This is a genomic window from Gordonia sp. CPCC 205515, assembly GCF_048537925.1.
GTDB lineage: Bacteria > Actinomycetota > Actinomycetes > Mycobacteriales > Mycobacteriaceae > Gordonia.
In genome coordinates this window covers 284,725-302,755 of record NZ_JBCLVJ010000008.1, presented here as the reverse complement: position 1 = coordinate 302,755, position 18,031 = coordinate 284,725, and the positions used below count along the sequence as shown (strand labels likewise).

The following is an 18,031-nucleotide window of genomic DNA, read 5'->3' as shown; positions in this document are numbered from 1 at the left end:
CGGTGGGTCAAGCCTAGCGTCGTAGGCTGACAGAGTGAGCCAGCCCTCCCCTCGCTCCGGAACCGATCGGTGCCCCGGGGTATTCAGCACACACGCCGCGGCCGACGGCGCGGTTGCGCGGATCCGTCTACCGGGTGGCCGTATCCGGCCGGATCAGCTGGAGAAACTGGCGCAGGCGGCGGCCGAGCACGGAGACGGCTATCTGGAGTTGACCGCCCGTGGCAACCTCCAACTGCGGGGTATCGGCGATGTGGAGGCGGTCGCCGAGGTGGTGGTGGCGGCCGGGCTCGCGCCGAGTTCGAGCCACGACATGGTCCGCAACATCGAGGTCAGCGCGCTGACCGGACGGATCGGCGGGGTGGCCGACGGCTGGCCGCTCGCTGATCGGCTCGACGAGCGGCTCCGGGTCGACGACGCGGCCGCCGAGCTCTCGGGGCGATTCCTGTTCGGGATCGACGACGGTCGCGGCGACGTGCTGCGCCGCGGACCGGATGTGTGCGCGCTCCTGCACGACGGGGAGGGAGACACCCTGCGCGCGGACATCGTCGTCGGGGGCGCTCCGCTGGGGTCGGCGACAGGCCTCGACGCGATCGTCTCCGCTCTGCTGGAGGTCGCCCACGCGGTGCTGGAGATCGCGCCGGGCGCGTGGCGGATCGCGGATCTCTCCGATGAGCAGCGCGGCGACCTCGAGCTCCGGATACGAGCGACGCTGGGCCCGGTGATCGGCGGCGCCATCCCCGATCCCGGCGACCCCATCGTCGGGTGGTTCGACCAGGACGACGGTCAGGTGCTGCTCGGTGCGGTCGTCGAGCTCGGGCGGTTGCCGGCGCGGCTCGGCGAGTTCGTCGCTGCGGTCGGTGCGCCGATCATCGTCACGCCCGACCGCGAGATCATCCTCTGCGACCTCGATGAGGGTGTTGCGGAGACGGTGGTGCGGGTGCTCGCACCGATGGGGTTGATCTTCGACGCGAACTCCCCCTGGGCGCGCGTCAGCTGTTGTGTCGGCGCTCCGGGCTGCGCAAAGTCGCATGCGCCGGTGCGCGAAGATCTCCTCGAGTATGTGGACGGCGGCGTCGAGATCGATACGCGCGAGCATTGGGTGGGATGCGACCGCGGCTGCGGCGCGCCGAGCGAGCCGCATGTGCGGGTGGAGGCCGATCCCCAGGGCGGATACCGAACGCAGCGTCGATAGGCTGGCCCGACCATGACCGAATACCTGCGCGACGGCGCCGCCATCTACCGCGAGTCCTTCGCGACGATCCGTGCCGAGTCCGACCTGTCGGCGTTTGCTCCCGACGTGGCGGGCGTGGTGGTGCGGATGATCCACGCCTGCGGGCAGACCGACCTCACCCGCGATGTCGTCGCCACCGACGGGGTGGTGGCCGCGGCGCGCACGGCGTTGGAGGCCGGAGCGCCGATCCTGTGCGACGCGTCGATGGTCGCCTCCGGCATCACGCGCAAACGCCTGCCCGCCGACAATGAGGTGCGCTGCTACCTCTCCGAGCCGACGCTGCCCGAACTCGCCGAGCAGATGGGAACGACGAGAACCGCTGCTGCGCTGGAGTTCTGGCGACCACGGCTGAACGGCGCGGTGGTGGCGATCGGCAATGCGCCGACCGCACTATTCGCATTGTTGGACATGATCGACGACGGCGCGCCGCGACCGGCGGCCATCGTGGGCGCGCCGGTCGGTTTTGTCGGCGCTGCGGAATCCTGTGCGGCGCTGGCGGAACGGGCGGATCTGGAGTTCATCACCGTGCGCGGTCGGCGCGGGGGCTCGGCGATCACCGCGGCAGCGATCAACGCGCTGGCCAGCGCGGCCGAGTGACGACGGTAGGAGTTCTGATGGCGGGCAAACTGTGGGGTGTGGGTCTGGGACCCGGCGACAGTGAACTGGTGACGGTGAAGGCCGCGCGGGTGATCTCGTCGTCCGGGGTGATCGCGTATCACTGTGCGCGCCATGGCAACAGCATTGCGCGGTCGGTGGCGCAGCCCTATCTCGCCGACGGACAGATCGAAGAACGCCTGATGTACCCGGTGACCACCGAGACGACCGATCATCCCGGCGGCTACCAGGGTGCGCTCGACGATTTCTACGCCGAGAGCGCAGAACGCCTGGCGGTGCATCTGCGGGCGGGCCGTGATATCGCGCTGCTGGCCGAGGGCGATCCACTGTTCTTCAGTTCCTACATGCACATGCACAAGCGGCTCGCCGACGAGTTCGACGCGGAGATCATTCCCGGTGTCACGTCGGTGAACGCGTCGTCGGCGGCGGTGGGGATTCCGTTGGTGGAGGGCGACGAGACACTGACGGTGGTGCCCGGTACGCTGCCGGCCACCGAGCTTCTCACCCGGTTCCGTACCGCCGACGCCATCGCCGTGATGAAGTTGGGCCGCACCTTCACCCGGGTGCGTGACGCGCTGGTCGCGGCCGGTCGCGCCGACGAAGCCTTCTACGTGGAACGCGCGTCGACCTCGGTGCAGCGGGTGCTCCCGGTTGGCGAGGTGAATCCGGAAGAGGTGCCGTACTTTTCGATGATCGTGGTGCCCGGCCGGCGGAACAATCCACGGTTCGTCGACGAGACCCGCACGCCGGCAGGTGAAGTGGTGGTTATCGGACTCGGACCCGGCGCGGACGATACGACCACCCCGCAGGTCTCCGCCGAACTCGCCCGCGCCACCGATCTGGTGGGCTACAAGACGTACCTGGCGCGCGTGACGCCGCGGCCCGGACAGCGGGTGCATGCCAGCGACAATCGCGTCGAATCCGAACGGGCGGAGTTCGCACTGGATCTCGCGTCGCGTGGAGCCCGGGTGGCGGTCGTGTCGTCGGGAGATCCGGGGGTGTTCGCGATGGCGACCGCGGTCGCCGAGGTGGCGGCCGAACCGCGCTGGCAGGAGGTCGCGGTCCGGGTGTGCCCGGGTGTCACCGCGGCCAATGCCGTTGCGGCTGCGGTGGGTGCGCCGCTCGGGCATGACTATGCGGTCATCTCACTGTCGGATCGACTCAAGCCGTGGGAGGTCATTGCCGACCGGATCCGGCAGGCGGTGGCCGCCGATCTCGTCGTGGCCATCTACAACCCGGGATCCGCGAGCCGCGGCTGGCAGGTGGCGGCACTGAAAGAGCTTTTGCTGGGACTGGTCTCACCGGATCGGGTGCTGATCGCCGGGCGGGACGTGGGCGGGCCGGAGCAGCAGCTCACGACGACGACGGTGGGCGCGCTGGATCCGGCGTCGGTGGACATGCGAACGCTGCTGATCATCGGGTCGTCGGCGACGGTCGCGGTGTCGCGGCCCGGCGGTGATCTGGTTTACACGCCGCGACGGCACGTGGGCTGAGACAGCACCCAGTCCTCGGCGTCGTCGACGGTGTGCACCGTGGTGCCGACTCCGGGTTCGGCGGGTCGTTGCACCATGATCACGTCGACCCCGAGTTCGGCGGCGGCCACCAGTTTGGCGCGGGTCAGTTCGCCCCCGCTGTTCTTGCTGACCAGTACGTCGATCTGGTTGTCGGACAGCAGTGTTCGTTCACTGTCCAGGTCATAGGGGCCGCGGGAGCGTAAGAGTTGGTGGTGCGTTGGGAGATCGGCGGTTGGCGGGTCGACGACCCGGATGAGGAACCACGCGGAGTCGATGCCGGCGAACACGCCGACGTCCTGCCGACCGGTGGTGAGGAACACCCGACCTCCTCGCCTGCCGACTTCGCGTGCCGCCGCTGCCATGTCGGGCACGGTGAGCCACTGGTCGTCGGGGCCGGCGATCCACGGTGGGCGGGCGAGTCGCAGCAGTGGGATGTCGGTGGCGTGGGCGGCGACCGCGGCGTGCTCGGTGATGGTCGCGGCGAACGGGTGGGTGGCGTCGACGATCGCCGTGGCATCGTGCTCACGCAACCAGGTCTGCAGGCCGTCGACTCCGCCGAATCCGCCGATCCGCACCTCGCCCACCGGCAGTCGGGGTTGCGCGACCCGGCCGGCGAGTGAGCTGACGACGGGGATGTCGGCTGCGACCAACCGGGCCGCGAGATCCCGGGCCTCCCCGGTGCCGCCGAGGAGCAGGACGGGTCGGTCAGCGCCCATCAGTGTGGCGCTCAGAGTCGCTGCGCAGCTTGGTCATTCGCGCGTGGGAGTAGAGATAGCTGTCGGTGACGGTTGGATGCTCCGCTGTATCGAGGACGCGGCCGACGAAGATGACGGCGGTCTTGGTGATGCCGTGGCGCGTCAACTCGTCCGGCAGCCTCCCGAGCGGGCAGCGCACGATCTGCTCGTTGTCCCGACTGGCGAATGCGACCGTGGCGGTGGGACAGTCGGTTCCGTAGTGCGGGGTGAGGGCGGCGACGATGGCGGCGGCCCGATGGGCGGCCAGGTGCAGCGCGATCGTCACACCGGTCGCGGCCAGTTCCTCGAGGTGCTCGCCATCGGGCATGTCGGTGGACAGCGTGGACACCCGGGTGATCAGCAGGCTCTGGCCGACCCCGGGCACGGTCAGTTCGGTGCCCAATGACGCTGCAGCAGCGGCGAATGCGGGCACCCCGGGGACCACTTCGACGCCGATGCCACGCGCGGCGAGCTCACGGCGCTGTTCGGTCATCGCCGAATACAGCGACGGATCCCCCGAATGCAGCCGCGCCACATCGTGTCCCGCGTCGTGCGCCACCACGATGTGTTCGATGATCTCGTCGAGCGGCATGCGTGCGGTGTCGATGAGGACGGCGTCCTCGGGGCAACGGTCGAGTAGTTCGGCGGGTACCAGTGACCCGGCGTAGAGGCAGGTGCGGCAGCGTTCGAGGATGGCCGCGCCACGCAGGGTGATCAGGTCGGCGGCGCCGGGACCGGCGCCGATGACGTAGACGGTCATGCTTTCGTCACCGCCCACTGGACGATCGGTAGCGCGGGCCGCCACGTGGTCATCGACCCGAGGGGCGCGGCCGTTTCGACGCTGTGTCGCTGGAGCGAACCCCCCTGCCGCGCATACCATTCCGCGAGTAGTGATTGGTTCTCGACGGTGACCGCATTGACCACGAGCCGCGCGTCGGCGGGCAACCCATGCCATACCGTCGCCAGCATCGTCTCGGTGAGACCACCGCCGATGAACACGCTGTCCGGGACCGGCGCGTCGGTGCACGCCTCGGGAGCGGCACCGCGGACGGTGAGGCGCCGGCCCACTCCGTGCCGCCGCGCGTTCGCGGTCAGGCGGTCGGCGCGGGTGGTGTCGCGTTCGAAGGCCACCGCATAGCCGGTGGGGGTTGCCCGCAACCATTCGATGGCGACGCTTCCGGACCCGGAACCGATGTCCCACAGGAGTTGTCGATGTCCGGGCGCGAGGGCGGCGACGGTCAGCGCGCGGATCGGCGCCTTGGTGATCTGTCCGTCGTGGTCGTAGTCGTCGTCGGGGCGGCCGGGCGCGATGCTGCGGCGCGGTCCGACGCAGGAAACCGCGATGACGTTCAGATCGTCGCCGGCGGGTTCGTCCCAGGTGCGAGCGAGACCACGTACGAGGCGCTCGGCCGGACCGCCGAGCTGTTCGGCGACGACCATCGACGACCAGCCGAAACCGGTGTCGTTCAGCAGTTTCGCCACCGCGGCCGGAGTGGTGCGGTCGCAGCTGAGGATGAGTAGGTCACGTCCGTCGGTCGCGGCGTCAAGAACGCTGTCGACATCGCGGGTCACTGTGGTGACCACCGTGACCTCGGTGAGATCCCAGCCGAGCCGAGCGCAGGCCAGGCTGACACTCGAGACGGTCGGAATGATGTGCACACGTTGTGCTCCGACGGCCCGGACCACGCTGGCACCGACACCGTGGAACATCGGATCGCCACTGGCCAGTAGGTGCACGTCCCCGCGATGATCGGTGGCCAACACCTCGGCCAGGTGCGCCGACATCGGCGAGGTCCAGGGTCGACGTTCAGCGAATCCCGATGGCAGCAAATCGAGTTGACGTTGCGATCCGTAGATGACACGGGCGCCCGACAGTTCGTCGCGGGCGCGGCCGGACAAGCCGTCCCAGCCGTCGGCGCCGATCCCGACCACGACGAAGCGTCCGATCATCGCGGTAACCGCCGCCAGATCGCCCGCGGAAGCAGTCGCATCCCGAAGAACATGGGCCGCAGGATTCCCGGGATCCACACCTCACCCTTGCCGCGGCGATAGGCGCGGGCGACGTCGTCGGCGACCCGATCGGCGTCGACGGAGAAGGGGGCCGGCTTGGTGCCGGCGGCCATGAGGTCACGGGTCATGGCGCCGATGACGAATCCGGGACGGGCCAGCAGCAGCCGTACTCCGCTGCCGTGCAACGCATCCGAGAGGCCGCTGGCGAAGCCGTCGAGGCCGGCCTTGGTGGACCCGTAGACGTAGTTGGCGCGGCGCACCCGCACGCCGGCGACCGAGGAGAACACGATGATGGTGCCCGACCGCTGCGTCCGCAGCGCGGTGGCGAGCAGGGTGATGATGCTGATCTGGGCGTAGTAGTCGGTGTGGGCGATCGCCAATGCGTGGGCGACGTCGGTTTCGGCGCGGGCGGCGTCGCCGAGGATGCCGAAGGCGACGATCGCCACGTCGATCGGGCCGTGCGCGGCGACGAGGCCGTCGATCAGCGCGGGATGGCTGTCGGTGTCGTCGGCGTCGAACGCGACGGTGTGGACGTCGGTGGCGCCGGCGCCGCGAATCTCGGCGGTCTGTGCGGCGAGGTCGTCGGGGCGGCGGGCGGCCAGGATCACGGTGCGATTCTCGGCGAGTCGGGTGGCCAGCGCGACACCGATCTCGCTGCGTCCGCCGAACACCACGATCGTGCCGGTCGACGGTTGCGGTACCGCGGCGTTGCCTGCCATGGGTAGCAGTATCGCAGGAGACCACTACCGTGGGATGCATGACCCGCACCCCCGGCGACTTGGGCGCCGCCGCAGCCGAATTCCTCACCGATCGCCATCTCGCGACGCTGGCCACGTTGCGCGCCGACGGCACCCCGCATGTGGTGGCCGTCGGTTTCACCTGGGACCCCGAGGCGCACCGGGCGCGGGTGATCACCTCCGACGGGAACCAGAAGGTGCGCAACGTCGAACGCGGTGGTTATGCCGCCGTCACCCATGTGGACGGTCCGCGCTGGATCACGCTGGAGGGCCGGGCGGTGGTGCGTCGCGAGCCGGAGCAGGTCGCCGACGCCGAACGCCGCTACGCACGCCGCTACCGGGAGCCTCGACCGAATCCGAAGCGGGTGGTCATCGAGATCGAGGTGACCCGGGTGCTGGGCTCACGAACGCTGCTCGACTGAACCGGGGCTCGACTGATTTGGCTCAGAGCACCACGAGATCGTGCGGTTGGTTGTTCACCGACTCGCAGCCGTCGTCGGTGACGACGACGATGTCCTCGATGCGGGCGCCCCAGTCGCCGTCGAAGTAGACGCCGGGTTCGATGGAGAACGCCATCCCGGGCCGCAGTTCGATGGAGTTGCCGGCGACGATGTAGGGCTCCTCATGTACCGACAGCCCGATGCCGTGGCCGGTGCGGTGGATGAACCGGTCGGCGAGATCGTGCTCGCGCAACAGGTCTCGGGCCACGGCGTCGACCTGTTCGGCGGTCAGGCCGGGCTTGACGGCACTGACAGCGGCCTGCTGGGCGGCTTGCAGCGCGGCGTATGCGTCGGCGACCTTCGCGGGCGGTGTGGTGAAGCAGTAGGTGCGGGTGGAGTCGGAGTTGTAGCCGGGTTCGACGGGGCCGCCGATGTCGATGACGACGACGTCGTCACGCTCGATCGTCCGGTCGGAGAACTCATGGTGCGGGTCGGCGCCGTGCGGTCCGGAACCGACGATGATGAACTCGGCCCCGGTGTGGCCCTCCTCGACGATTGCGGCGCGGATGTCGTCGGCGACCTCCCGTTCGGTGCGGCCGGGCGCCAAGAACTCCCCCATTCGGGCGTGGACCCGATCGATGGCCGCGCCGGCTTCGCGCAACGCGGCGATCTCGCTGTCGTCCTTGATCATTCGCAGTTCACGCAACACGTCGGTGGCCAATGCCGGGGTGGCTTTCGTGTGGTCGGCGATCGGGACGACGTGCAGGGCGGGCATGGTGTCGCAGACGGCGACCTTGGCTCCCGAGGCGAGGTCGGCGAGCGCGAGTCCGTAGGGGTCCTCGCCGTCGACCCAGGCCGCCACCTCGATGCCCAGGTCGTCGATCGCCGAGTCGCGGACGGAGGCGAGTTCGAGTCTCGCGACGACCAGTCGGGGCGAGGCGGCGGCGGGGATGACCAGCGCGGTCAGCCGCTCGAAGGTGTTGGCGCGGCTGCCGGTGAGGTAGCGGAGATCTGGTCCGGTGGAGACGATCAGGGCGTCGAGTCCGGCGTCGGCGGTCAGCGCGGCGGCGCGGTCGATGCGGGTGCGGTAGACGTCGGAGGGGAACCGGTAGGCCATGTGTCGCAGCCTACGCGCGCGAGTCGACCCGAGGATGACAGAGTTGTCCCATGGCGCCTTCCCTGATGCTCCTCGACGGAGCGAGTCTGTGGTTCCGCTCCTTCTACGCCCTCCCGGAGAAGATGACCTCCCCGGACGGTCGTCCGGTGAACGCGGTGCGGGGGTTCGTCGACACCATCGCGAATCTGGTCACCCGCGAGCAACCCACCCGGCTGGTGGTGTGTCTGGACCTGGATTGGCGGCCGGCATTCCGAACCGACCTGATTCCCTCGTACAAGGCGCATCGGGTCGCCGAAGAGGTCCCGCACACCGGCAATACAGAAGCGGTCGACGTGGAGGAGGTGCCCGACACCCTCACCCCGCAGGTCGACATGATCCTCGACGTCCTGCGCTGCGCCGGCATCGCGACCTCCGGTGCGCTGGGCTGCGAGGCCGACGACGTGATCGGCACCCTCGCGTTCGCCGAGGCCACCGATCCGGTGATCGTGGTGAGCGGTGACCGCGACCTGCTGCAGGTGGTGACCGACGACCCGGTCCCGGTGCGGGTGCTCTACGTCGGCCGCGGTCTGGCGAAGGCGGAGATGATGGGGCCGGATGAGGTGGCCGACAAGTACGGTGTGCCGGTCGATCGGGCGGGGATGGCCTACGCGGAGATGTCGATGCTGCGTGGCGATCCGTCCGACGGGCTGCCCGGGGTGCCGGGGATCGGCGAGAAGACGGCGGCGAAACTGATCAGCGAGTTCGGCAGCCTGGACGCGTTGGAGGCAGCGGCCGCCGGGGGCGAGTCGTCGGTCCCCACCCGCAGCCGCAATGCGTTGCGGGCGGAGACGGATTATCTGGTGGCGGCGCGCACGGTGGTGCTGGTGCGTACCGACGCCGAGACCATCGACAGCACCGATGACGATCGGCTGCCGGCCGCGCCCGCCGATCCGGCCGGCCTCGCCGATCTCGTCGACGAACTCGGCATCGGTGGGTCGGTGGCTCGGCTGGCGAAGGCGCTGGGCTGGCCGACGGGCTAGTCGCTTCCGGTTCCGGGTTCGACCGGCCTCGGGGTCAGGCCGCGGTCGGGCGGGAGACCTCGTACTTGCCGTCGTCGTCGAGGATGGTTACCTTGACCGTCTGCGCCTGCCCGGAAATCGTTGCGGTGCAGGTGAATGTCGCGCCGGTCTCGACTTTCTGCCCGGACGGGCAGCTGACCTCGGATACGTCGGTGGCCTGGTAGTCCTCGGTGAGGACCTTCTTGACGCCGTCCTGCAGTGCGTCCTGGTCGAGGGTCTTGGGCGCCCAGCCGGGCACGACGAAGGCGGTGATGAGGACGATGGCGGCGATCAGCGCCGCTACGATGCCGCCGATGTAGAGCAGGGTGCGGCGTGATCCCTTGCCGCTTTTGGGTGTCATGGTCGAGAACTGGTCGTCGCTGCCGTACTGACCGTACGGCGCTTGGGCACCGAACTGCTGGGTGCCCGCGGCGCCGGCGGGCTGCTGGCCGTGGCCCTGCGGTTGTTGGCCGTATCCCTGCTGCGGGTAGCCCTGCGCAGGCTGGTCGTAGCCGGGCTGCTGGTACCCCTGCCCCGACGGCGGCGTGCCGTAGCCTTGTGGCGCACCGTAAGAGCCTTGCGGCGCACCGTAAGGCTGCTGGCCGAAACCGGGCTGACCGTAAGGTTGCCGGCCGTGCTCGGGCCGACCGTATCCCTGCGGTGGTTGGCCCTGCGGTGGTTGGCCCTGGCTGCCGAATCCACCCTGCGGCGGCGGGTATTGCGCTCCCGGGTACGACGGCTGCTGCGGGTCCGGCGCCGGATACTGCGGTTGCTGATACTGCGGGGACGCCACGGTGGGCGGCGCTCCTGCGGGGTGGGGACCGGCGGCAGGGTTCGGATCGGTGTGGACGACCTGGGTCGCGTCGTCGGCGCCCTCGTTGTGCCGCACGATACGGGTGGTCTCGTCGGGGGCCGACGATCCGCCCTGCGGTGGCACGCCCGCCGGCTGCGTCGGATCATTCGGTTCGCTCATTGGTCCTCCCGATTCCCCCGATGACGGCCACCGGTACCGCGAAAAAACGTTACCGCACCATCAGCCGAGCTCGACGGCAACAACGCCGCGCCGAATCGACGACACCGCCGAGCGTGCCGCGACGGCCAGGCGGGCCTCGGGTCCGACGCCGAGCCGGATCTGTTCGAGCAGGTCGACGACCTGACGGTTCCAGCGGACGAAGTCGCCCGGCGACAGCAGTTGGCCACGTTCGCCCGCGGCGGCCAGTGATTCGGTCAGCGATCGACCCGACGCCCACAGCGACACCGCGACCGAGAACCCGGTGTCCGGTTCGCGGGTGGGGCTGACCCGGTGCCGGGCCTCCACCTCGGTGAGGTCGCGCCACGCGTTGATGGTGTCGATCAGCGCGCTGCGCACCGCGGTGTGCCCGGCCATGGCATCGACGCCGGAGAAGCTCTCGCGGCGGGCCTCGAACACCATCGACGCGACGACCGCGGCCAGTTCGTGGGGCGCGAGTCCGTCCCAGGTGTCGGCCCGGATGCATTCGGCGACGAGCAGGTCGCTCTCGCTGTAGATGCGGCTCAGCAGCTGCCCGGCCGGGGTGACGATCTGCCCGGCACCGCCACGGATCGCGAGATAGCCCATGTCGTCGAGCACGCCGACGATCTGGTCGAACATCACGCCCAGCGTCGAGGTCCGCTCCCCGATCACCCGTTCGGCGGACACGATCTCGCGGACGAGTCGGTTGCGGCGTTCGGCGAGCCGGAACAGTTCGTCGTCGCCGCCGAGTTTGTGCGCCGGGTGCGCCCGCAGCGCCGACCGCAGGTGGTTCAGTTCGCGGTCGTCGGCGGCTGCGGCACGTTTCTTCGAGCGTCCCTTCGGCAGCTCGATGCCGGTGGACCGCAACGCCGACGCCAGGTCGCGGCGACCGCGGCCGGTACGTCGGTCGACGTGCTTGGGCAGCCGCATGTGCCCGAGCACCTCCGGCGGGTTGACGAAGTCGCGTGCGGCGACCCGACCGCACCAGGCGTCCTCGGACAGCACGAGCGGCTTGGGGTCGACCGCAACCGTCGCCGGTTCGAGTACCACCGCCAGCCCGCGATGCCGACCGCCGTAGAGGCCGATGACGTGACCGCGTTTGAGTGCGCCGAGGTCGGCGATGGTCGAAGTGGAGTTCTCCCAACGTTTCTGGGTCTTCAGATCGCGTTCGCGGCGGCGGATCTCCTCCCGCAACTGCATGTAGCCGAGGAACCCGGCGTACGGGTCCACGAAGGGATCGACGTCATCGTCGGAGTCGGGTTCGTCGGTCTCGGCGAGCACCAGCCCGGCGTCGAGACCGCGATGTTCGGCCGCCCCGGCCAACTCGACGTCGAGCTTGCGGAGCCGGCGACGGGCGTCGTCGACCTTGCGGGCCTGCCCGACGACCGAACGGTCGGCCTGGAACTGCGCGAACGACCGGTTGAGCAGTTCACGTGATCCGGCGAGCCCGAGCCGGCCGATGAGGTTGACCGCCATGTTGTATTCCGGCGCGAACGAGCTACGCAGCGGGAACGTGCGGGCACCGGCGAGCCCGGCGACCGCGTCGGGGTTGACCTCGGGAGTCCAGACGACGACCGCATGTCCTTCGACGTCGATGCCGCGCCGGCCGGCCCGCCCGGTCAGCTGCGTGTACTCGCCTGCGGTGAGTTCGACGTGCGCCTCGCCGTTGTATTTGATCAGCCGTTCCAGCACGACGGTCCGGGCAGGCATGTTGATGCCCAGGGCGAGGGTCTCGGTGGCGAACACCATCTTGACCAGACCCTGGGTGAAGAGTTCCTCGACGGCGTGCCGGAAGGTCGGCAGTAACCCGGCGTGATGCGCCGCGAATCCTCGCCGCAGTCCGGCGCGCCACTCGGGTACGCCGAGGACGTCCTCGTCGGCCGGCGAGAGTTCGGTGAGGTGCCGGTCGACGACCTCGTCGACGAGGGTGGCCTCCTCGGGGGTGAGCAGGGTCAGGCCCGAGCGCAGGCATTGGGCGAGCGCACCGTCACAGCCGGCGCGGGAGAAGATGAAGCCGATTGCCGGAAGCAGGCCTTCGCGGTCGAGGCGGGCGACGAGATCGGGGCGCGACGGGGGGCGCATGCCTCCGGTGCGGCGTCCACCGCCGCGGTTGCCGCCGCCATACCGTCCGGTGCTGCGTCCGCCACCGCCCGGTGAGGACCGGCCGCGCCCCCGATGATCCCCGCCGCGGTCGCGTCGGGTGTCGCGGTCGTCGGCCATCAGCATCTGGTGCCGGATGTAGCGCTTGAGTTCCTGGTTGACCTCCGGCCGCGCGCGCTCCTGCCGACGGTCTGCGGTGGGTTCGAAGAGGTCGAACATGCGTGAGCCGACCAGCATGTGCTGGGTCAGCGGCACCGGGCGGTGCTCGTCGACGATGACGGTGGTGTCGCCGCGGACGGTCTGAATCCAGTCGCCGAACTCCTCGGCGTTGCTGACCGTCGCCGACAGGCTGACCACCCGTACCGACGGTTCGAGGTGCAGGATGACCTCCTCCCACACCGCTCCGCGGAAGCGGTCCGCCAGGAAGTGCACCTCATCCATCACGACATGCGAAAGACCATGCAGTGCAGGTGATTCCGCGTAGATCATGTTACGCACGACTTCGGTCGTCATGACCACGACGGGTGCGCTGGAGTTGATGGAGTTGTCGCCGGTGAGCAGGCCGACGTTGTCGGCGCCGTGGATCGCGACGAGGTCGGCGTACTTCTGGTTCGAGAGCGCCTTGATCGGTGTGGTGTAGAAGCATTTGGTACCGCCGGCCAACGCGAGGTGGACGGCGAACTCCCCCACGATCGTCTTGCCTGCGCCGGTCGGGGCGCACACGAGCACCCCGTGACCGCCTTCGAGTGCGGCGCACGCCCGTTGCTGGAAATCGTCGAGGCGGAAGGCGAGCCGCGCGGTGAACTCGTCGAGTTGGGTCACAGGACGTCGTCGAAGGTGTCGCGGTCGCGGGCGGAGGTACGGATCGGGGCCGGCGTGGCCACGGGGGCGCTCGCGCCGATCGACGACGACGCGGGTGCCGAGGTCGACCCGTCGAGCGGGCTGGCCTCGTCATCGGAGACCGCCGCCCACGCCGGTGCGGTGCGGGCACGGCGCCGGTCGTTGATGCGGGCGAACTGGATGGAGAACTCCAGCAGCACCGACAGCGCGATGGCCAGTGCGGACATGGTGAACGGATCGGAGCCGGGCGTGACGATGGCCGCGAACACGAACATGGCGAAGATCAGACCGCGGCGCCACTTCTTGAGACGCTCGTAGGTCAGCACGCCGATCAGATTGAGGGCGATGACCAGCAGCGGCATCTCGAAGCTGACACCGAAGATCACCAGCAGATGCAGCATGAAGTTGAAGTACTGGTCACCCGCCAGCGCGGTGACCTGCACATCGCTGCCGACAGTCAGCAGGAAGTGGAAGGCCTTGGCGACCACCAGGTACGCGAGGACGGCACCGGTCACGAACAGCACCGACGCCGCGGTCACGAAACCGACGGCGTAGCGGCGTTCCTTGGCCAGCAGCCCGGGAGTGATGAACTGCCAGATCTGGTAGAGCCAGATCGGGCAGGCCAGGACAAGACCCGCGGTCAAGGCGACCTTCAGTCGCAGCATGAACTGGTCGAACGGGCCGGTCGCGAGGAGTCGGCAGGCATCGTCGGGAGTCAACGACGCACGGGTCTCCGGGGGCAGCGAGCAGTACGGCCCCTTGATCATGTCGCCGAGCGACTCGATGCCGAAGAAGCTGTGCGAATACCAGAGGAAACCGATGATGGTCGTGAACAGGATCGCGATCATCGCGATCACCACACGCGTGCGCAACTCGTAGAGGTGCTCGACCAACGACATGGTGCCGTCGGGGTTGAGTTTGCGCTTACGTGTTCTCGGGTCGAAGGGGATGCGCACCGTGCCGAGTGCCTACGCGGACTTCCTCGTGGGGTCGGTGGTGGTGTGCGGCGCCGGATTCTGCACGACCTCGCCGGTGGGGAGTTCCCGGGTGACCGGCGGCGCAGGCGTCACATCGTCGGGTTTGCCGTCGTTCTGCATCTCCTTGACCTCGCTCTTGAAGATGCGCATCGACCGGCCGAGACCACGTGCGGCATCGGGGAGCTTCTTGGAACCGAACAAGATGAGGAACACGAGGAGCACAAGAATGATGTGCCAAGGCTGAATGGCGCCCATGAGATCCACCTCCCGAATTGGATGTGTTCATGCTACCCGAGTGATTGCGGTTCGCCGATGGTCACTGGTACCGGCCGCGCGCGGCGGTGGCCGACGCCGTGACGCGCTCGGCGATGGCCGGGTCGGACAGCAGGCGCACCTTCCCGCCGAAGCCCAGCAGGAACCGGGTCAGCCAGTCCGCGGAACCGTAGACCATCTGCGCCCGCAGCGGCAGGTCGGGATCGGGACGATCGTCGGCCGGTTCGAGCGGGTCGATGAGGTAGTAGTCGAGGATCCACAGTTGCGACGGATCGATCTCGATGGTCGCCGACGGCAACTCCGGGTTGTCGGAGAGCACCGCCGACTGCGGGTGGGCGGCCGCCTCGGCCGGCGGCGCCGCCGGCTCCTCGAGGATCTCGGCGCTCTCCACCCGGTCGAACCGGAACAGCCGGACGCCCTCGGCGTTGCGGCACCACGCCTCGAGGTAGGTGTTGTTGTCGACGGTCTGTAGACGCAGTGGGTCGACGATGCGTTCGGACACGCTGTCGCGGGTGGCCGAGTAGTACCGCAGGCGCAGCGCCCGGTCGCGGGTGACGGCATCGCGGATCACGGAGTAGGTGGGGTTGTCGTCGTCGGAGTTGTCATCGGTGCCGGCGGCGACGGGGGTGTTCGTGGCGCCGACGGCCTCCTCGATCTTCGCGATCGCCCGACGCGCGGCGGCCCGGTCGACGGCGCCCGGCATGTCCAGCAGCGCCCGCAACGCGACCAGCATGGTGCTCGCCTCGGTGGTGGTCAGCCGCAGCGGCCGGTCCATGCCTGCGGTGAAGCCGACCTCGACGTGGCCCTGCTCGAACTGCAGGTCGATGAGATCGTGCGGGAAGTAGCCGGGCAGCCCGCACACGAAGAGCAGTTCGAGATCCTTGGTCAGCTGTTTCTCGGTGATGCCGAGGTCGTCGGCGGCCGTACTGATGGAGATGCCGCTGCGGCTGGCGAAGTACGGGACCAGCGCGAGCAGGCGGCTGAACCGGTCGGGTCGGGCCGTCATCGGATGCTCACCCCCACCAGCGTGTCGAGGCCGGCGACGACCTCGCCGACCAGTTCGGCCGGGGCCAGCGCCACGGCATCGGCACCCGCGCCGAGCACCATCCGCGTCAGCGTGCCCAGTGACCGGATCTCGATCTCCAGCACGTCACCCTGGTCGCCGTCGAGCTCGCGGGGGGTCGTGGTGACCGCGATGCGTCGTAGACCGGCGGCCCGGTCGCGGGCCACCCAGATCTGCGCGGTACCGCCGTCGGAGCCGGCGGCCGAATCCACCGCGGACGACACGATCTGCTGCAGGTCGATGTCGCCGGGCACGGTCACGTCGCCGGGGTCGTCGATCGGGGTGACCTCGGCGACGCGGGACAGCCGGAAGGTGCGGGTCGCGGCGCGGTCGCGGTCGTGTCCGACGACGTACCAGCGGCCACGGTAGGTGGCCACACCCCACGGTTCGAGGGTGCGGGTGGTGCTCGCCGCCGCGGCCCCCGGCCGGTAGGCGAAGGTCACCGGTTGGGCGTCACCGATCGCCGAGAGCATCGCGGCCAGCGCGGATTCCGAGCCGACCGAGCGTGGGGACAGCGCCGCGGAGAACCCGATCTCGTCGTCGTCATCGGCGCGCACGTCGATCCCGGCGGCCCGCAGCTTGAGCAGGGCGGTCTGGGTGATGGTCGAGACCTCGGGGGTGCTCCACCAGGCGGCGGCCATCGCGACGATCGCGGCCTCGGCGTGGTCGAGGGAGATGTCGGGCAGGTCGTAGTGCTCGCGCATGATGCGATAGCCATCACTGCCCGCGGCCAGTCGGTCGCGGCCGGTGACCAGCGGGATGCCGAGGTCGCGGAGTTCGTTTTTGTCGCGCTCGAACATCCGGTTGAAGGCGTCATCGGACTGCGCGTCGTCGTTGTAGCCGGTGATGTTGCGGCGGATGTAGTCCGCGGTCACGAACTGCTTGGACGACAGCAGGCAGATCACCAGGTTGAGCAGGCGTTCGGCTTTCTGGGTTGCCACCGGCCCAGCCTAGTCACTACATGGAGGCGATCAGGCGATCGACGCGCTCGTCCACAGACCGGAACGGATCTTTACACAGGACGGTGCGTTGGGCTTGATCGTTGAGCTTGAGATGCACCCAGTCGACGGTGAAGTCACGGCCGGCCTTCTGCGCCGCCGAGATGAAATCGCCGCGGAGTTTGGCCCGCGTGGTCTGCGGCGGCTCGTTGACCGCGGTCGCGATCGCCTCGTCGGTGGTCAACCGGGTGACCAGACCCTTGCGGGACAGTAGGTCGAACACGCCGCGTCCGCGTTTGATGTCGTGGAAGGCGAGGTCGAGTTGCGCGATCTTGGGGTCCGACAGGTCCATCGAGTACCGGTCCTGGTACCGCTGGAACAGTTTGCGCTTGATGACCCAGTCGACCTCGGTGTCGACGCCGGAGAAGTCGCCGCTCTCCACCGCGTCGAGCATCCGTCCCCACAGGTCGACGACCTTGTCCATCTCCGGGTCCGGGCGCCGGTTGGTCATGTGCTCGACGGCGCGGGCGTGATATTCGCGCTGGATGTCGATGGCGCTGGCCTGCCGCCCGCCGGCCAGCCGCACCGGACGTCGGCCGGTGGGATCGTGGCTGACCTCGCGGATCGCGCGGATCGGGTTGTCGAGGGCGAAGTCACGGAAGGCGACGCCGGCCTCGATCATCTCCAGCACCAGCGCGGCGGAACCGACCTTGAGCAGGGTCGTCATCTCCGACATGTTGGAGTCGCCGACGATGACGTGCAGGCGCCGGTACTTCTCGGCATCGGCGTGCGGTTCGTCGCGGGTGTTGATGATCGGCCGCGACCGGGTGGTTGCCGACGACACGCCCTCCCAGATGTGTTCGGCGCGCTGCGACAGGCAGAAGGTGGCGGCCTTCGGGGTCTGCAGCACCTTGCCGGCACCGCAGATCAGCTGCCGGGTCACCAGGAACGGCAGCAGCACATCGGAGATCCGGGAGAACTCGCCGGCGCGCACCACGAGGTAGTTCTCGTGGCAGCCGTACGAGTTGCCCGCGGAGTCGGTGTTGTTCTTGAACAGGTAGATGTCGCCGCCGATGCCCTCGTCGGCGAGCCGCTGCTCGGCGTCGACCAGCAGATCCTCCAGCACGAGCTCACCGGCCCGGTCGTGATTGATCAGCTGGATGAGGCTGTCGCATTCGGCGGTCGCATACTCCGGATGCGATCCCACATCGAGGTAGAGCCGGGCGCCGTTCTGCAGGAACACGTTCGACGACCGACCCCACGACACGACCCGCCGGAAGAGGTAGCGAGCCACCTCGTCCGGACTCAGCCGACGGTGACCGTGGAAGGTGCACGTGACACCGAACTCGGTCTCGATTCCCATGATTCGACGCTGCACAAGTCAAACACTACCCGCGGAAACCCCCGGTGACCG

General features: G+C 69.1%; 17 protein-coding genes. 5 read left to right on the top strand and 12 right to left on the bottom strand.

The window, feature by feature from the left end:
• Window positions 1–34: 34 nt before the first annotated feature.
• Genes AAFP30_RS13355 through AAFP30_RS13345 form a run of 3 tightly spaced genes read left to right on the top strand, consistent with a single transcriptional unit; the run spans window position 35 to window position 3,339 of the window.
• The gene (locus tag AAFP30_RS13355; RefSeq protein ID WP_419230402.1) at window positions 35–1,192 is read left to right on the top strand and encodes a precorrin-3B synthase; all 1,158 of its coding nucleotides are present in this window, start codon (window positions 35–37) and stop codon (window positions 1,190–1,192) included.
• 12 nt (window positions 1,193–1,204) lie between these two features.
• Window positions 1,205–1,828 carry a precorrin-8X methylmutase gene (locus AAFP30_RS13350; RefSeq protein ID WP_419230401.1) on the top strand — a complete coding sequence of 208 codons (624 nt, stop codon included), beginning with the start codon at window positions 1,205–1,207 and terminating at the stop codon, window positions 1,826–1,828.
• A 17-nt stretch (window positions 1,829–1,845) separates the two neighbouring features.
• Window positions 1,846–3,339, top strand: a complete 1,494-nt coding sequence (locus AAFP30_RS13345; protein ID WP_419230400.1) for a precorrin-2 C(20)-methyltransferase — start codon at window positions 1,846–1,848, stop codon at window positions 3,337–3,339.
• On the opposite strand, the gene AAFP30_RS13340 is transcribed toward AAFP30_RS13345, so the two are convergent.
• Genes AAFP30_RS13340 through AAFP30_RS13325 form a run of 4 tightly spaced genes read right to left on the bottom strand, consistent with a single transcriptional unit; the run spans window position 3,312 to window position 6,823 of the window.
• Complete coding sequence (locus AAFP30_RS13340) at window positions 3,312–4,076, bottom strand: cobalt-precorrin-6A reductase (RefSeq protein WP_419230399.1); 765 nt, start codon at window positions 4,074–4,076, stop codon at window positions 3,312–3,314. The two genes, AAFP30_RS13345 and AAFP30_RS13340, sit on opposite strands and share 28 nt — an antisense overlap.
• Window positions 4,066–4,854: a precorrin-4 C(11)-methyltransferase gene (gene cobM / locus AAFP30_RS13335; protein ID WP_419230398.1), complete on the bottom strand. Its 789-nt coding sequence runs from the start codon at window positions 4,852–4,854 to the stop codon at window positions 4,066–4,068. The genes AAFP30_RS13340 and cobM overlap by 11 nt, the downstream gene beginning before the upstream one ends.
• Window positions 4,851–6,044, bottom strand: coding sequence for a precorrin-6y C5,15-methyltransferase (decarboxylating) subunit CbiE (gene cbiE, locus AAFP30_RS13330; protein WP_419230397.1), 1,194 nt, complete (start codon window positions 6,042–6,044; stop codon window positions 4,851–4,853). The genes cobM and cbiE overlap by 4 nt, the downstream gene beginning before the upstream one ends.
• Window positions 6,041–6,823 carry an SDR family NAD(P)-dependent oxidoreductase gene (locus tag AAFP30_RS13325; protein WP_419230396.1) on the bottom strand — a complete coding sequence of 261 codons (783 nt, stop codon included), beginning with the start codon at window positions 6,821–6,823 and terminating at the stop codon, window positions 6,041–6,043. Before AAFP30_RS13325 ends, cbiE begins: the two co-directional genes overlap by 4 nt.
• A gap of 38 nt (window positions 6,824–6,861) precedes the next feature.
• Between AAFP30_RS13325 and AAFP30_RS13320 the strand changes: the two genes are divergently transcribed.
• Window positions 6,862–7,263: a pyridoxamine 5'-phosphate oxidase family protein gene (locus tag AAFP30_RS13320; RefSeq protein ID WP_419230395.1), complete on the top strand. Its 402-nt coding sequence runs from the start codon at window positions 6,862–6,864 to the stop codon at window positions 7,261–7,263.
• A gap of 22 nt (window positions 7,264–7,285) precedes the next feature.
• On the opposite strand, the gene AAFP30_RS13315 is transcribed toward AAFP30_RS13320, so the two are convergent.
• Entirely contained in the window at window positions 7,286–8,398 is a 1,113-nt protein-coding gene (locus AAFP30_RS13315) for a M24 family metallopeptidase (protein WP_419230394.1), read from the bottom strand.
• Window positions 8,399–8,463: 65 nt separating this feature from the next.
• Here AAFP30_RS13315 and AAFP30_RS13310 point away from each other — a divergent pair, with 65 nt between their 5' ends.
• Window positions 8,464–9,417, top strand: coding sequence for a 5'-3' exonuclease (locus tag AAFP30_RS13310; RefSeq protein WP_419230726.1), 954 nt, complete (start codon window positions 8,464–8,466; stop codon window positions 9,415–9,417).
• Window positions 9,418–9,451: 34 nt separating this feature from the next.
• Here the strand turns inward: AAFP30_RS13310 and AAFP30_RS13305 are convergent, their stop codons facing one another.
• From AAFP30_RS13305 to pafA, 7 genes are all read right to left on the bottom strand, one after another.
• A complete protein-coding gene (locus AAFP30_RS13305) occupies window positions 9,452–10,408 on the bottom strand; it encodes a DUF4333 domain-containing protein (RefSeq protein ID WP_419230393.1) in 957 nt (318 codons plus the stop codon).
• A 60-nt stretch (window positions 10,409–10,468) separates the two neighbouring features.
• Window positions 10,469–13,348, bottom strand: coding sequence for a DEAD/DEAH box helicase (locus AAFP30_RS13300; protein WP_419230392.1), 2,880 nt, complete (start codon window positions 13,346–13,348; stop codon window positions 10,469–10,471).
• Window positions 13,345–14,322, bottom strand: coding sequence for a twin-arginine translocase subunit TatC (gene tatC, locus AAFP30_RS13295; RefSeq protein WP_419230391.1), 978 nt, complete (start codon window positions 14,320–14,322; stop codon window positions 13,345–13,347). The genes AAFP30_RS13300 and tatC overlap by 4 nt, the downstream gene beginning before the upstream one ends.
• 12 nt (window positions 14,323–14,334) lie before the next feature.
• Window positions 14,335–14,598: a Sec-independent protein translocase subunit TatA gene (gene tatA, locus AAFP30_RS13290; RefSeq protein ID WP_419230390.1), complete on the bottom strand. Its 264-nt coding sequence runs from the start codon at window positions 14,596–14,598 to the stop codon at window positions 14,335–14,337.
• 61 nt (window positions 14,599–14,659) lie between these two features.
• The gene (locus AAFP30_RS13285) at window positions 14,660–15,622 is read right to left on the bottom strand and encodes a helix-turn-helix transcriptional regulator (RefSeq protein WP_419230389.1); all 963 of its coding nucleotides are present in this window, start codon (window positions 15,620–15,622) and stop codon (window positions 14,660–14,662) included.
• Window positions 15,619–16,620 carry a helix-turn-helix transcriptional regulator gene (locus tag AAFP30_RS13280; protein ID WP_419230388.1) on the bottom strand — a complete coding sequence of 334 codons (1,002 nt, stop codon included), beginning with the start codon at window positions 16,618–16,620 and terminating at the stop codon, window positions 15,619–15,621. The genes AAFP30_RS13285 and AAFP30_RS13280 overlap by 4 nt, the downstream gene beginning before the upstream one ends.
• Before the next feature lie 16 nt (window positions 16,621–16,636).
• Window positions 16,637–17,995 (bottom strand): Pup--protein ligase, encoded by a 1,359-nt coding sequence (gene pafA, locus AAFP30_RS13275; RefSeq protein WP_419230387.1) that lies wholly within the window; start codon window positions 17,993–17,995, stop codon window positions 16,637–16,639.
• Between the last annotated feature and the right edge of the window lie 36 nt (window positions 17,996–18,031).

What these genes read in the sequence shown, in the direction of transcription:
- AAFP30_RS13350 (WP_419230401.1), top strand. Translation starts at nt 1,205, where the DNA reads ATGACCGAATACCTGCGCGACGGCGCCGCCATCTACCGCGAGTCCTTC.
- cbiE (WP_419230397.1), bottom strand. Translation starts at nt 6,044, where the DNA reads ATGATCGGACGCTTCGTCGTGGTCGGGATCGGCGCCGACGGCTGGGAC.
- tatA (WP_419230390.1), bottom strand. Translation starts at nt 14,598, where the DNA reads ATGGGCGCCATTCAGCCTTGGCACATCATTCTTGTGCTCCTCGTGTTC.
- AAFP30_RS13305 (WP_419230393.1), bottom strand. Translation starts at nt 10,408, where the DNA reads ATGAGCGAACCGAATGATCCGACGCAGCCGGCGGGCGTGCCACCGCAG.
- AAFP30_RS13340 (WP_419230399.1), bottom strand. Translation starts at nt 4,076, where the DNA reads ATGGGCGCTGACCGACCCGTCCTGCTCCTCGGCGGCACCGGGGAGGCC.
- AAFP30_RS13315 (WP_419230394.1), bottom strand. Translation starts at nt 8,398, where the DNA reads ATGGCCTACCGGTTCCCCTCCGACGTCTACCGCACCCGCATCGACCGC.
- AAFP30_RS13320 (WP_419230395.1), top strand. Translation starts at nt 6,862, where the DNA reads ATGACCCGCACCCCCGGCGACTTGGGCGCCGCCGCAGCCGAATTCCTC.
- AAFP30_RS13325 (WP_419230396.1), bottom strand. Translation starts at nt 6,823, where the DNA reads ATGGCAGGCAACGCCGCGGTACCGCAACCGTCGACCGGCACGATCGTG.
- AAFP30_RS13345 (WP_419230400.1), top strand. Translation starts at nt 1,846, where the DNA reads ATGGCGGGCAAACTGTGGGGTGTGGGTCTGGGACCCGGCGACAGTGAA.
- cobM (WP_419230398.1), bottom strand. Translation starts at nt 4,854, where the DNA reads ATGACCGTCTACGTCATCGGCGCCGGTCCCGGCGCCGCCGACCTGATC.
- AAFP30_RS13285 (WP_419230389.1), bottom strand. Translation starts at nt 15,622, where the DNA reads ATGACGGCCCGACCCGACCGGTTCAGCCGCCTGCTCGCGCTGGTCCCG.
- AAFP30_RS13310 (WP_419230726.1), top strand. Translation starts at nt 8,464, where the DNA reads ATGCTCCTCGACGGAGCGAGTCTGTGGTTCCGCTCCTTCTACGCCCTC.